This window comes from Roseovarius aestuariivivens, from assembly GCF_004761875.1.
GTDB lineage: Bacteria > Pseudomonadota > Alphaproteobacteria > Rhodobacterales > Rhodobacteraceae > Roseovarius > Roseovarius aestuariivivens.
The window spans coordinates 667,676-680,855 of the sequence record NZ_SJEY01000001.1 but is presented as its reverse complement, the minus strand read 5'-3'; the positions used below and the strand labels follow the sequence as shown (position 1 = coordinate 680,855).

At 61.1% G+C, this 13,180-nt stretch carries 12 protein-coding genes; 7 read left to right on the top strand and 5 right to left on the bottom strand.

The features are described from left to right. Nucleotides 1–14: 14 nt before the first annotated feature. The 3 genes from EZV60_RS03315 to EZV60_RS03305 all read right to left on the bottom strand — a co-directional run bounded on the left by EZV60_RS03315 (nucleotide 15) and on the right by EZV60_RS03305 (nucleotide 3,871). Nucleotides 15–1,274, bottom strand: coding sequence for an FHA domain-containing protein (locus tag EZV60_RS03315; protein ID WP_135502093.1), 1,260 nt, complete (start codon nucleotides 1,272–1,274; stop codon nucleotides 15–17). A 24-nt stretch (nucleotides 1,275–1,298) separates the two neighbouring features. Continuing rightward, entirely contained in the window at nucleotides 1,299–2,660 is a 1,362-nt protein-coding gene (locus EZV60_RS03310; protein WP_135502091.1) for a serine/threonine protein kinase, read from the bottom strand. A gap of 689 nt (nucleotides 2,661–3,349) precedes the next feature. After that, nucleotides 3,350–3,871: a winged helix DNA-binding protein gene (locus EZV60_RS03305; RefSeq protein ID WP_135502089.1), complete on the bottom strand. Its 522-nt coding sequence runs from the start codon at nucleotides 3,869–3,871 to the stop codon at nucleotides 3,350–3,352. A 222-nt stretch (nucleotides 3,872–4,093) separates the two neighbouring features. Between EZV60_RS03305 and EZV60_RS03300 the strand changes: the two genes are divergently transcribed. From EZV60_RS03300 to EZV60_RS03275, 6 genes are all read left to right on the top strand, one after another. Continuing rightward, nucleotides 4,094–5,065 carry a TRAP transporter substrate-binding protein gene (locus EZV60_RS03300; RefSeq protein ID WP_135502087.1) on the top strand — a complete coding sequence of 324 codons (972 nt, stop codon included), beginning with the start codon at nucleotides 4,094–4,096 and terminating at the stop codon, nucleotides 5,063–5,065. A gap of 77 nt (nucleotides 5,066–5,142) precedes the next feature. Next, nucleotides 5,143–5,691, top strand: coding sequence for a TRAP transporter small permease (locus tag EZV60_RS03295; RefSeq protein ID WP_135502085.1), 549 nt, complete (start codon nucleotides 5,143–5,145; stop codon nucleotides 5,689–5,691). A gap of 9 nt (nucleotides 5,692–5,700) precedes the next feature. Continuing rightward, the gene (locus EZV60_RS03290; RefSeq protein WP_135502083.1) at nucleotides 5,701–6,996 is read left to right on the top strand and encodes a TRAP transporter large permease; all 1,296 of its coding nucleotides are present in this window, start codon (nucleotides 5,701–5,703) and stop codon (nucleotides 6,994–6,996) included. Between the two features lies 1 nt (nucleotide 6,997). Continuing rightward, complete coding sequence (locus tag EZV60_RS03285; protein WP_135502081.1) at nucleotides 6,998–7,762, top strand: 5-oxoprolinase subunit B family protein; 765 nt, start codon at nucleotides 6,998–7,000, stop codon at nucleotides 7,760–7,762. Continuing rightward, complete coding sequence (locus EZV60_RS03280) at nucleotides 7,759–8,781, top strand: 5-oxoprolinase subunit C family protein (RefSeq protein ID WP_135502079.1); 1,023 nt, start codon at nucleotides 7,759–7,761, stop codon at nucleotides 8,779–8,781. The genes EZV60_RS03285 and EZV60_RS03280 overlap by 4 nt, the downstream gene beginning before the upstream one ends. Nucleotide 8,782: 1 nt before the next feature. Continuing rightward, entirely contained in the window at nucleotides 8,783–9,562 is a 780-nt protein-coding gene (locus tag EZV60_RS03275) for a LamB/YcsF family protein (protein ID WP_135502077.1), read from the top strand. A 284-nt stretch (nucleotides 9,563–9,846) separates the two neighbouring features. Here the strand turns inward: EZV60_RS03275 and EZV60_RS03270 are convergent, their stop codons facing one another. Continuing rightward, complete coding sequence (locus EZV60_RS03270; RefSeq protein WP_135502075.1) at nucleotides 9,847–10,086, bottom strand: hypothetical protein; 240 nt, start codon at nucleotides 10,084–10,086, stop codon at nucleotides 9,847–9,849. 259 nt (nucleotides 10,087–10,345) lie between these two features. Next, the gene (locus tag EZV60_RS03265; RefSeq protein ID WP_135502073.1) at nucleotides 10,346–10,876 is read right to left on the bottom strand and encodes a putative pterin-binding protein; all 531 of its coding nucleotides are present in this window, start codon (nucleotides 10,874–10,876) and stop codon (nucleotides 10,346–10,348) included. A gap of 777 nt (nucleotides 10,877–11,653) precedes the next feature. On the opposite strand from EZV60_RS03265, the gene EZV60_RS19540 reads away from it, so the two are divergent. Further along, nucleotides 11,654–13,063: a tail fiber protein gene (locus EZV60_RS19540; RefSeq protein ID WP_135502071.1), complete on the top strand. Its 1,410-nt coding sequence runs from the start codon at nucleotides 11,654–11,656 to the stop codon at nucleotides 13,061–13,063. Nucleotides 13,064–13,180 lie beyond the last annotated feature (117 nt).

The following is a 13,180-nucleotide window of genomic DNA, read 5'->3' as shown; positions in this document are numbered from 1 at the left end:
TGTCGAAGACGAGATTAGCCCTGCTGTGCATGGGCTTGCACCGCTTCGTTGTTCTGTTCCCAAGAAAAGTCCGGGGAGCAAAAGGGGACAAAATGCAGAGTCGTTTCCCCGATGGTTATGAGATCACCTGCCGCCAGCTCCTCCGTGCTCAGCACGGGCCGGTCGTTTCGGCGCACGATGTTTGCCTTGCCGCCGTGGCCGATGTAGAACTCTTGTCGCTTGGCGTCATAGGCGATTGAAGCATGGTTCTCTCGCGAGATGCTGTTGTCCCCGAAATCGAGGCGCACCGTCTGGCCTTCACCGCGTCCGATGGTGCTGACACCTTGGAAAAGCGTGAAAGCAGAACCTCGGCCTGCGCCCTCGACGACAATAAGCCACCCGACCGGGAACGAAGTGTAGGGCGCTGCACTGGCCTGTCCGTTCTCCGCCATCGGGTCAGTGTCGGTTTCCATCGCTGTGTTGAAGCCCAACAATCTGGTCTTGACACGTCCGTGTCGGCTCGCGCCGCGGCCAACGGCAGGCTGCGGGACCTCGACGCGCTCCGGCATGTTCCCGGTTGGCGCTGACGCAGATTGAGCCGCTGATTGTGCCTCTGAAGATTCTGCGTTCAGTTGCGTGGATTGCGGCGGCCAAGCGGAACTCTCCGGCGGTGGCGGTGCTACAGTGGCGGTATCATCTTCTGGGGCCTGCTCTTTCTGGAGATGATCGAGAGTCGTCAGGGATGCTGATTGGTCCGGGCTTTCCGCTTCTGACCCAACTTGTTCGTCGGTTATGCCCTCTTCCCGAAATACCTCGAACAGAGAGTAGTCTTTCCCGTCGAAGTCGCGCTGGGCCTGATCCTTGCGGTTTGGCAAGAGGGCCTCTTGGTCCGCTTCCGGGGCAGCTTCATCGGACTTTTCGGCCTCGGTCGCCTCCGTATGCTCGGAATCGGAACTGACCGGCGCGTGCCATGCTTTTACTTCCGGCTCGGCGTCCTCAAAAAAATCCTCGAAATCATCCGGCTCTTCGCTTTCGTCAAAGAAGTTTGCGAATTCGTCGCTTACACCCATGCCTCTGGCGCTACCGTCATGATCCTCGTTAAGCGGCTCGTGCGCCTTTGTATCGGATTGATTTTCACTAGCTTCAACCATGCCGGTCTCGAGTTCCGCGATGGAGTTGCCATACGAACTCGCAGACAGTGCAGGTTCGTTCTCCGGGACAGGGACCAAGGACTTCTCATTAAGGTGCGGATCCATCCAGCGCTTTTCGCTGATGATATCTCGAATGAATTTCATACTGCTTCCTTTCGGTCCATTTGCCTATGTGGTGGCGCCGTGCCGCATTCTCGAAAGCTTCCGAAACAAGCGCAAAAGCCTGGGTTCAGAGGCTTCTGCATATGCATGCTCTGGCTGTTCCTGGGTGACGGAGTCCGATGCGGCGAGGGCGCGTTTGCGCCATGGCTTTTCGTCTTGCTCTTTCAGCCATTTTTCTAGGTCTTCGATCGGCTGACCGAAGATATCTACAAGTGGAGCAGGCTTTTCATTCACCTCCGGGACAGAATTGATCTGTTCCTTAGGCTGGGGCGCTTTGAGTTTTGTGTTGGTGTCTTGCACGAGAGACGAAATATCCAAAGCGAGCTCTACCTCCACTTCGGTGTCTTTCTGGGGCGGCGAAGAGGTCACTGCGATGGGGTGCGCAGGCGTATCGAAAGCTGACTCAGCCATTTCGGAAGAGGCATCGTCCGCAACAGTACTGGAGTTTGGCTGCGCGTTGTCCAGGTGGTCGAGCCAAGCCTGCGCACTCTCGAAGCGGTCCTTTTGGGGAACAAAAAGCGCTTTGTCGATGGCACTTAGAAACGCGGCGTCAAAGGCCCAGTTCCCATCCACAAGCGGCTTGTAAGGATCCGGCATATCCGACGTCAAAGCGGCAACACGCTTTTGACAATCGGGGGGCGGGCTGCCCGTGATCAGGTGGTAAAAAGTCGCCCCGACCGAATAGATATCGCTCGAAGGTTTCTGCTCGCCGTCAGTGTAGTAGAATTCATGCGGCGAGTATCCGTCCTTTACCGCCATGACATATGAGTGCGCGCGTGTTTGAGGTTTGATTTCCTCCCGGGCGGCACCGAAATCTATGATGGTCAGCTTATCGTTTGCATCAGTCAGAAGATTGTCGGGGGAAATGTCGCGGTGGAGCATTCCCATCCCATGTACATAGTCCAGTGCACTCAACGTATCGCGAAGAAGAGTTTCAATCATCGCGTCGGTGATACGACCGGGATCGACCTCCAGCATTGTGAGCAGGTCCATACCATCCACGAAATCCATTGCGATATACGCAGTATTGTTTTCTTGGAAAACCTGATGGACCTTTACGATGTTCGGGTGGTCGAACTTGGCCATGCGCAAGGCTTCGCGCAGGAAACTGAGGATCACTTTCTGGAACGGTTCCTGATGCTCGATTTTATGTGGTCTTACTTCGCCGTTCACTCGGCGACAGATCGTGCTGGGAAAGCATTCCTTGATGACGACGATCCGATCAAGGCTGTCGCGAGCGAGATAAGTCATGCCGAACCCACCCCCGATCAAGTGTTGTTCGATCTTGTATTGCCCGTAGAGCAATGTGTGGCCCGGCGAAAGCCAGTCGAAGTCGCAGTCACTCAGATTGGTCGCGGTGTTTTTCACGTCAACTCTGCCCAAAGTTTCTGGAAAACTTCAAAGAAACTCAAAACACTCGCACGAACACTCTAAGGTTGAAGCGCTATTGTGATCAAAACGTGTCCATATTCGTCCAAAGATTTGGCAATGTCGGACAATGGTAGCTTTTCTGCAGACCTCACCTAAGCGGGGTCGACTTTCAAAAAGCCAGCAACTGCATTGCGCAGGCGGTCGGACAGGACCATTTTTGACATAACCTGCAAAGCACATTCGCGCTTGGGTCATAGCCCCGGTCAAAATAGGCCATAACAGTGTCTTCCCGAGGGAACTTCATCATGGAGAGGACCAGCCTTCACGGATCCGGAGATTCGAACCCGGTGCTGGCGCCAAGCGCCGGAAGCACCAGTTGGCGTCTCAAAGGCAAAGGCCTGCTTCGTCCGAAGCTCGGACATCGATACCGGAAAGCTCACTGCATTTCGAATGAATGTCAGCTATTCTTGCTGCATCATGGCTAACCTCACCGGTCGATGTAATTGCTGCATCTGCGAGCAATAGCAGCCGAGCAATTCCACTTTGGGCTCTATTCGGCCATTAGCAGCGCTGAACATGAAGGTCTGACTTGTGCCGAATGCGAAGATACGTAGCCGCTCGATCCTGTTGTGGTTGCTCTCCCGTCCTCGTCGCAATCAGACCAATCGGGAAACCGCCTTGCCTTCTCAGAGGGATGCCGCCGCGCGGCTGGCCTGATCGTATTGGCCGGACAATCCCCGTAAGATGCGGGCGATATCACGCAGTTCCTCGCCCGCGAGACCGGTGCCGCCGGACGCATCCAAGAGACATTGCCTTCGCACGTCGCGGTACGATTCGCAGAGCGCGCTGCCGTCGTCGGAGGTGCGGTAGAAAACTTCCTTTCCGCGCTTTTCAGAGACGATGAGACCGGCCTTGGACAACTTGCGCAGCGCGTAATTGACGGTGTGCGTGTCCTCGATATTGAGCAGAAAACAGATGTCCGACAGGCGCTTGTCGCGGTTGCGGTGATTGGTGTTGTGCAGAATCAGGATATCGAGCGGGTTAAGCTCGCCCTGCCCGGCCGCGGCCATGCAGCGCGTCATCCAGCGGGAAAACGCGTTGTACGCGATGATCAGGCCGAATTCGAATTCCGACAACTCCCAGCCCTCGCCTTCGGCAAGATGGCGCGACGACACGATGCGGCGGTTTTCCGGTTGGGTTTTTTCCATGATGCTGCCTATTTATTGTTAGCGAAACGCTGGGATTTCATTGACTTTTTCATATCCTAAGCCATCGCACAATTCCCCGAGTTTGAGGCCAGACGGCCGGTCTTCTGAAGCAAGAACCGCGCGAACGAGATGTTCACTACATAGCAAACTTGACAAAACGTTGACGAATTGCAAACGTATTGCAAATAATCCGTAGTTTTATAACTCGCAGGGAGAAATGTGATGACTATGATGCAAACATTGGGTGGTGCGGCGATCGCATTTGCGGCACTGGCCCTTCCGGCCAAGGCAGAAACGTGGGACATGCCCACGCCCTACCCGGATGCCACGTTCCACACGGTCAATATCGCGGAATTCGCCAAGGACGTTGAAGAGGCGACCGGCGGCAATCTGGCGATCAAGATCCATTCCGCAGGATCGCTCTTCAAGCACCCCGAGATCAGCCGGGCTGTACGCGGCGGGCAGGTGCCAATCGGTGAGTTCTTCCTGTCTTTGCTTGCGAATGAAGATCCGGTATTCGGGGCGGATTCCCTCCCTTTCCTCGCCACCAGCTACGACGAGGCCCAAGCGCTCTGGGCCGCACAGGAGGATGTGATCACCGCGCTTCTGGACGAACAGGGTCTGATGCCGCTTTATGCCGTGCCGTGGCCGCCGCAGGGGCTTTACACAACCAAGGAAATCACGTCCGTCGATGATCTGGCGGGTCTCAAGTTCCGCACCTACAATGCCACGCTGGAGCAGTTCGCGAGTCTTGCAGGCGCCGCACCGACGCAGGTGGAAGTGCCCGACATTCCGCAGGCATTCAGCACCGGGCGCGTCGAGGCGATGATCACCTCGCCCTCGACTGGCGTGAACTCCAAGGCGTGGGATTTCCTGTCGCATTACACCGACATTCAGGCGTGGATTCCGAAGAACATCGTCGTAGTTAACAAGCGGGCCTTTCGCCGCTTGGACGAAGACACGCAGAACGCCGTCCTCGAAGCCGCCAAAGCCGCCGAAACACGGGGCTGGGAAATGAGCAAGTCGGAAGCCGCCGAGATGACCAAGGTCCTGAAGGAAAACGGTATCACCGTGGCCGAGCCGTCCGAGGAACTGACCCAAGGTCTGCGGGACATCGGCGCGCAGATGCTCGACACGTGGAAGGAAAACGCCGGAGAGACCGGACAACAGCTTCTGGACGCCTACGAAGGCTGAGACACCGCGACCGAAGCCCGAGGCGCGCGCCAAGACGCGCCCGGGTTCTTTACCCCACCAACAGGGAGATTTCACCCATGCGGCGCATGCTCGATACGCTTTACCGTGCGGCCGGCGGGCTGGCGGCACTTTTCATCCTCGCCATCGTCGCGCTGGTCTTTGCGCAGGTGGGACTGAACCTCGCCGACAAGATCACGATCGGACTGACGGGCAAAGGCCTTGGGGTCACGATCCCGTCCTATGCCGATTTCACCGGGTTCTTCCTGGCCGCCGCGAGTTTCCTGGCGCTGGCCTATACGCTGCGCAAGGGGGGACACATTCGGGTGTCTCTGGTGACCCAGGCGCTGGCTGAGCGCACGCGCCACGCCGTGGAGGTTGTCGTGACCGCGATCGGTCTGGGCATGTCGGGCTTTGCGGCGTGGTACATGATCCTGCTGGTGCTGGAATCGCACGAATTCGGCGACAAGAGTTCCGGCATGGTGTCGGTGCCGCTCTGGATTCCGCAGGTGCCGGTGGCGCTTGGTCTGATCATTCTTACCATCGCGCTGGCCGACGAACTTGTCGGGCTGCTGCGCGGACGCTCTGCCAGCTGGACCGGCAAGGGCGAAAACCTCCTCAAAGAGTAAGGTGCGCCCATGTCCGTCACGGTTCTTTCGATCATCCTGCTTGTCTTGCTCTTCGCCTTTCTGGGCGCGGGGCTGTGGGTGGCCTTCGCCCTCTTGGGCGTCGGCATCGCGGCGATGGCGCTTTTCAGCGATGCGCCACTGGGGCTGGTCATGGCGACCACCCTTTGGGGCCACGGCAACAACTGGGCGCTGGCCGCACTGCCGCTTTTCATCTGGATGGGCGAGATCCTGTTCCGTTCGCGCCTGTCGGACGACATGTTCGCCGGGCTGTCGCCGTGGATGAACCGGCTGCCGGGGCAGCTTTTGCACGTCAACGTCTTTGCCTGTGGGATCTTCGCCGCGGTCTCGGGCTCTTCCGCTGCCACTGCCGCGACCATCGGCAAGCTGTCGATCCCCGAGCTGACCCAACGGGGCTACCCAGAGAAAATGGTGATCGGCACGCTGGCCGGCTCCGCCACGCTGGGGCTGCTGATCCCGCCATCGATCATCCTGATCGTCTATGGCGTCGCGACCGAGCAATCCATTGCGCGGCTTTTCGTGGCGGGTGTCTTGCCGGGCGTCCTGTTGGTTGGCCTGTTCCTGGGCTACGTCATCCTGTGGGCGCTGCTAAACCGCAAGCGTTTGCCCGACGAGTCGCTGGCGGTAAGCTTCACGGAACGGCTGCGCCGGTCGCGCCGGCTGATCCCGGTGATGCTGCTGATCCTGGGCGTCATCGGCTCGATCTATGCCGGGCTCGCCTCGCCCACGGATGCGGCGGCGGTGGGCGTCGTGCTGGCGCTGATCCTGTCGTGGAGCACCGGGACGCTGACAAAACAAAGCTTCGTCGACGGGCTGATGGGGGCAACTGTCACCTCCTGCATGATCGCCTTCATCCTGGCCGGCGCATCCTTTCTGACCGTCGCCATGGGCTTCACCGGAATCCCGCGCATCCTGGCGGAATGGATCGGATCGCTGGGGCTGTCGACCTTTACGCTCTTGGCGGCGCTTACCGTCTTCTTCGTCATCATGGGATGTTTCCTCGACGGCATCTCGGTCGTGGTGCTGACCGCGTCGGTCATCATGCCGATGGTGCTGGAGGCCGGGATCGACCCGATGTGGTTCGGCATCTTCCTGGTGATCGTGGTCGAGATGTCGCAGATCACGCCACCTGTCGGGTTCAACCTCTTCGTGTTGCAATCGCTGACCGGGCGCGACATCCTTTTTGTTGCCAAGGCGGCCTTGCCGTTCTTCCTGCTGATGGTGGCGGCGCTGGTGATCATCTCGGTCTTCCCGTCCATCGTCACCTTCCTGCCGGGGCAGATGTAGGATGAGCGATGAAGGGACTACCAGCCCGCAGGCGGCCACGAAGGAATGGCCGAAGATCCGCACTGTCGGTGTGGACGGGATGCTGGTCAGCTTCGGCGACCGCCTGAGCGAGCCGGCCAACCGCGCGGCACTGGCCTTCCGCGCCGCACTCGACCGGGCCACGCCGGAGGGGGTGGAAGAGACATCGACATCGCTCATCTCGGCCTATGTGCGGTTCGATCCGGTGCATCGCGATCACGCCGGGCTGCGCGCCGACCTCGACACGCTTTTGCAGGACCGTGACTGGTATGCCGCCGACCTTCCGCAGGGGCGGCGCGAATGGCGCATTCCGACGGTCTTCGGCACCGACCTCGCACCCCAGCTCGACGAAGCGGCAGCGGCGGCGGGTATGACGCCGGACGAGGCAATCGCCTCGATCTCGGACACAGTGGTGCGGGTGCAGACCATCGGCTTCGCGCCCGGTCAGCCCTACCTGGGCGAACTTGGGCCGGACTGGGACATCCCCCGCCAGAAGGCCCTGACCAAGCGCATACCCGAGGGCGCGCTGGCCGTGGCAATCCGGCAGCTCGTGCTGTTCTCGGTCTCCACCCCGACCGGGTGGCGGCATATCGGACAGACCGGGTTTCGCCTGTTCAGACCCGATGCGGAAACACCCTTCGTCCTTCGCCCCGGCGACGCCGTGCGGTTCGAGCCGGTCTCGCCCGAGCGCTTGCAGGCGATGAAAGACGATCCGGATGGCGGTGCCCGCGCCAAGGATCTGACATGAACCGGGCGCTGATCGTACACCGCGCGGGCCCCGGCCTGACGCTGCAGGACCGCGGGCGGCCGGGCTATATGGGCTTTGGCCTGTCGCCGGGGGGCGCGGCCGACCGGCTGGCGCTGGCCGAGGGCGCGGCCCTGCTGGGGCAGGACAACGGCTTGGCCGCTTTGGAAATGGCCGGCACGGGCGGCGAGTTCGAGGCGACGTCGGATTTGCGCATCGCCCTGACCGGCGCCCAGATGCGGGCGGCCATCGACGGGACGCGGATCGCCTGGCACGCAAGCCATGCCCTGCCCGCCGGGGCGCGGCTGACCATCGGCGGGGCCGAGATGGGCAGCTACGGATACCTGCACGTGGGCGGCGGATTTGCCGGACCCGAGCGGTTGGGATCACGCAGCGTGCACGTATCAAGCGGGCTGGGATCGGCGGTGGGGTCCGACACACGGCTCGAAATCGGCGAGGACACCGCCCCGACCGAGGTGAACCGGCTGCTGCCCGTCGAGCCCCGGTTCGAGGGCGGCACGGTCCGCGTCGTGCCGAGCCTGCAGACGGATTTCTTCGATGCCGACCAGATCAAGCGGTTCGAGACGACCGGCTTCACCCGCGGCGCCCATGGCAGCCGCATGGGCGTGCGGCTCGATTTCCAAGGCGACGGCTTTCACAGCGATGCAGGCCTCAGCGTGCTGTCCGAGGTCGTGGTGCCCGGGGACATCCAGATCACCGGCGACGGTGCGCCCTTCGTGCTGCTGGGCGAGTGCCAGACGACCGGCGGCTACCCCCGGATCGCCTCGGTGCTGCCTTGCGACCTGCCGAAAGTGGTGCAGGCCACGCCGGGCACGGCGCTGCGGTTCCGGTTCGTTTCGCTGAATGATGCGGTAGAGGCCGAACGCCGCGCCGCCGCGCATCGCCGGGGGCTGCGGTCCGCGCTGACCCCGCTGGTGCGCGACCCGCACGATATCCGGAACCTGCTCGCCTACCAGCTGATCAGCGGCGCCACGGCCGGGCGAGAGCTTGAGGAGACATGACATGACAGCCACGGTAGACCTGAACGCCGACATGGGCGAAAGCTTCGGCCCCTGGGTAATGGGCGACGACGCGGCGCTTCTGGACATCGTGACCTCAGCCAACATCGCCTGCGGGCAGCACGCGGGCGACTGGGACGTGATGGCACGAACCATGGCCGCGGCGCGGGACCGGGGCGTCGGCATCGGTGCGCATCCCGGCTTCCCGGACCTGCAGGGGTTTGGCCGGCGGCGCATGACCATTCCGCCCGAGAGCCTTGCCAACCTCGTGCGCTACCAGCTGGGCGCGGCGATGGGCATGGCGCGGGCAGCCGGCGCCGAGGTGCGACATCTCAAACTGCACGGCGCTCTAGCCAACATGGCGTCCGAGGACAAGGCGGCGGCCCGGGCCTGTTACGAGGCGGCACTGTCGGTCGCGCCCGATATTGTCATCATGGTGCTGGCGGGCACGGCGCAGCAGGCGGCAGTGGCGGAACTGGGCTGCCGGACGGCCTGCGAAATCTTCGCGGACCGCGCCTATAACGATGACGCGACACTTGTCGACCGCAGCCAGCCCGGCGCGGTCATCCACGACCCCGAGGCCGCCGCCGCCCGCATGGTCAAGATGGTGGGCGACGGCGCGATCATCACCGAAAGCGGCAAGCGCATCGCCACCCGCATCGATACGATCTGCCTGCATGGCGACACGCCAAGTGCCGTCAAGATCGCGCGCCATGTCCGGGACGCACTGGAAGGGGCCGGCACGGAACTGAAGATGTTCGCGGGTGAGCCTCTCGCATCCTGATTGCGGGCGATCGTCGCGCACACGGCCGAAACTGACGACTTCTTTCTCCGATTTTGCCAGTATTGTCACCTGCCAGCAGGGAAAACCACGCGATACCGGATCGCCGGAGACTGGCTGCACAGCCAAGCCTCCCGGTCCTTTCACCGATCACCCGCGCGGGAAATGTCCGGGCGGAAAATCCCCCGGTTCAAGCCCCTGCGACGGGCGCGCCCTGTGACGACTGACGCAGTGCGGCAGAGGCCTCTCCGACACGGGGCCGTCAGACAGGGACGAGACCCGGAAACCTAGCGAATTTCGTTGACGAGAAGAATGACCTCCTGGAAGGCGTGCGGATCGTCCTGCTTGTCTGTCTTTGACCTGAAGACCCGCTTATCGACCGAAAACGCCTCGAACCCGTTCAGTGTATGACCCACTTTCACAATATCGCCCACGTTAGGCACGTGGTCCGTCTCTTTCTCCAAGATGACTTCTTTAGGTATCTGGTTTATCTGAAAATTTTCTTCACGAACGATGCTGATTTTCATGATCACTCCTCCCGAGCAAGCCCATGCAGCCCGGCACAGAATAGCACATCCTCGGTTAGGCTGGGGAAGAAACTCAGGGGCCGGCCCGTGCCCGATATTTGCAACCGACGAACCACCAAATCGCAAAGCCTACGTTACATAAGGCGCGGTCTGGTGATGCGGCAATTCGAATGGACCAAAGCAGATAAAGCGGCACGCTACCGGAGAAGATGCGGTCCGGTCGGCAGGGGCTCAGACAGTGCGCCGGATGGATCCGGTTTCAATTCACGCCGATGTGGAACACAGCCCAGACCTGGTAAGAATTGAAAGTCTCTTGCAGTTCCGCGTCCTCGGTCGGCGGAAAGACGATCATCGATGGGCCAAGATCGCCTATGGCCATGGACGCACCTTCAGCCGCTATGGCCAGAAGCGGCGTGTGCGTGTCAATGAACGAACGATCGATTTCAACACCATATCCATCGAGCGCCGTTATGAGGGCTTTGCTTCCCGTTGATCCCGCCATGTCCAGAACATCAGCGAGGCGCGGGCCCGTGAAAGTGGCCGTGCCCTCCCCGCCAGGTATTGCGATTTCAACTGATTGCTGTGGCAGCTCGCCCAGTTCGGTCCGGGTCACGGCAAAGCCGCCGTCGAAAGCGATGTCATGCGCACCCAGCATCGTCGGATCGTCCTCGTGCGAGGGGCCGCGATTGATCTCAGTGATAGCACCGGAGAGCGTTACGATCGGAGGCGACTCTGCACGAACAGACGGCGCCGTTGCGACGGCGACATTAAGCACCGCAAAGAAGGTCATAACGCGTAGCATCTGGGTGTCCTCGATTGCTTTTGGTCAAAGAGGGTACCTGCGCCAGAAGGTGCGATCAAGTTCAACTCCCTGCGTGTCGTGGCCGAACTTCCAATGCCTCTTTGATCTCGCCTTACAGAAAACACGCGTCATTCTCGACAATTTTCGCCCGGTTGACCGTGGATCACGGCACGACGGCACCTGACCGGCTTTGCATGCGGCGTCTTGATGGATCCGTGGCGCAGCGACAGCAGACAGCTACGAACGTCCCCCCCTCCTCGCCCATCTCCCGCTGCTGCTGAGCGGTCTCGGCGGTCTGGCCTGGATGTGACGGCGGAACAAGGTGGCAGACGCCAGATCGGTCCTTCGATTATCGATCACGAGGCGGGTGTTGTGCTCGTCCTTTTCGTTTCGACGCGCCCCGTCCGTCAACGCCCGACCGCGCCGGGCCTCGCGTCGCGCGCTACATCGTTGGCTTTCAAGGCACGCAACGGCCCAAGACGCGCTGGCTCTGGCACGGCTTATCAAACGGCCAAAACGAACCGATCTGATCGAAAAACGCAGGTCAGACCGCGTGAAAGCATCCGGAAACACGCTCAGGTCGCATGCCGGACGCCAAGACCGTCGCAAAACGTGCAAGACGCACTCGACCGGCGTGCATCGACTGGATGGCGCACAACTCCAAACCGTTCAATTTGCTGAATATATAACCGATTTCCTGAATTTCATGATAAACTCAACCCTCATGGAAGGCCGGCAATTCATGCGGCTCCGGGGGGATTTATTATGAAGAATTTTAACAGAAAGTTTGTGGGCGCAGCACTTGCCGCGTTCCTTTCCATTGGACCACCAAGCGAGGCCGATACGATCGACCTTGGCCATACCGGCGGCGGCCAAGGATTTTCGACCGATCAGCCCGCGCTGAAACTCACCCCTTTGATCCAGACGTCGGGCCCTTTCGACGACCTGGGCATGATCCGCTGGTTCGCCAGCAATTTCGTGCCAAGGGGATTTGAACGGGCCGCGGGGCAACTCATGTCCATCGCGCAGAACAACGCGCTTTTCGCCAGGATCGGCACGACCTATGGCGGGGACGGACGGACCACGTTCGGCCTGCCCAATCTGATCGGGCGAACGGTTGTCGGGACGGGCGGCAGCTTCACCCTCGGCCAGCAGGTCGGATCACAGAATGTGACGCTCAGCCAAAACAACCTGCCGGCGCATAGTCACACGACGAGCACGGGCACCAGTTCCGAGACGGGCGGCGGCCAAGCCTACCAGAACATGATGCCCGGCTTGGCGCTCGATTTCGAACTGGTCGAATTAGGTATCTTCCCGAACAGTTCAGGCTCCGGCAGCGGTGCGCCCGAGGATACAGTGGCTTTCGTTACGATCGACTCAGCGGCCGACGGCGACGGCGTGACCGGATTCGACAAGCTAGGCTACAGGTCCGCAACCGGCGATCTGGTGCAGATATCGCAGAACTCCTCGCTGTTTTCCTTGCTGGGCACAACCTATGGCGGGGACGGGCGAACGACCTTCGCTGAACCCGACATGAGAGACCGGATCGTGACAGGGACAGGTAGCGGAAGCGGCCTTCAGACGCGCCAACTTGGATCGACGCGTGGCGTCAACAGCGAAACACTGACGCTGGCCGAAATGCCGGCGCACACCCATTCCGATCCCGCCGGCGGCACGACCGGCACGGCCGGAGGCTTTCAGCCGGAAAACAACCTCCAACAAGAGCTGTCGCTCAACTGGTTGATCGCACTGGAGGGCCTGTTCCCATCCCGCGGGCCGGGCGGAACCGGCTCCTTCGGCACGCCGTTCTTGGGCGAGGTCGCGCTCTTTGCGGGGAATTTCGCACCCCGAGGCTGGGCGTTTGCGCATGGTCAGATTTTGCAGATCAACCAGAACCAGTCGCTCTTCGCTCTCCTAGGAACAATGTACGGCGGCGACGGGCGCACGACCTTCGCCCTGCCCGATCTGCGCGGGCGCACGCCGGTCGGCGGGCTGAGCAACGAAATCGGCATGAGATTCGGCGCCGAGTCGTTTGTTCTGACCACGGCGAACCTGCCCTCGCACAATCATACCGTCGAACGTCAGGTCGGCGGCGCGATCCCGCTCCCGGCCTCTGTGTGGATGCTTCTGGTCGCGATAGGCGGGCTGGGTACGCTGCGGCGGCGAGGCGCGTAACCGGGCCATCAACCTTCCCGATCACAGGGCGGGCTTCGGGCTCGCCCCTTTTCGTTTCAACGCCACCGACCGCATTGCCCCGGCGATCGAAACGCCCTCCGGCCAATGCGTGGGCCG

Bases quoted from the DNA above. Each gene is read 5' to 3' on its own strand.
- EZV60_RS03315 (WP_135502093.1), bottom strand. From the start codon at position 1,274: ATGAAATTCATTCGAGATATCATCAGCGAAAAGCGCTGGATGGATCCG.
- EZV60_RS03305 (WP_135502089.1), bottom strand. From the start codon at position 3,871: ATGGAAAAAACCCAACCGGAAAACCGCCGCATCGTGTCGTCGCGCCAT.
- EZV60_RS03300 (WP_135502087.1), top strand. From the start codon at position 4,094: ATGACTATGATGCAAACATTGGGTGGTGCGGCGATCGCATTTGCGGCA.
- EZV60_RS03295 (WP_135502085.1), top strand. From the start codon at position 5,143: ATGCGGCGCATGCTCGATACGCTTTACCGTGCGGCCGGCGGGCTGGCG.
- EZV60_RS03290 (WP_135502083.1), top strand. From the start codon at position 5,701: ATGTCCGTCACGGTTCTTTCGATCATCCTGCTTGTCTTGCTCTTCGCC.
- EZV60_RS03285 (WP_135502081.1), top strand. From the start codon at position 6,998: ATGAGCGATGAAGGGACTACCAGCCCGCAGGCGGCCACGAAGGAATGG.
- EZV60_RS03280 (WP_135502079.1), top strand. From the start codon at position 7,759: ATGAACCGGGCGCTGATCGTACACCGCGCGGGCCCCGGCCTGACGCTG.
- EZV60_RS03275 (WP_135502077.1), top strand. From the start codon at position 8,783: ATGACAGCCACGGTAGACCTGAACGCCGACATGGGCGAAAGCTTCGGC.
- EZV60_RS03270 (WP_135502075.1), bottom strand. From the start codon at position 10,086: ATGAAAATCAGCATCGTTCGTGAAGAAAATTTTCAGATAAACCAGATA.
- EZV60_RS03265 (WP_135502073.1), bottom strand. From the start codon at position 10,876: ATGACCTTCTTTGCGGTGCTTAATGTCGCCGTCGCAACGGCGCCGTCT.
- EZV60_RS19540 (WP_135502071.1), top strand. From the start codon at position 11,654: ATGAAGAATTTTAACAGAAAGTTTGTGGGCGCAGCACTTGCCGCGTTC.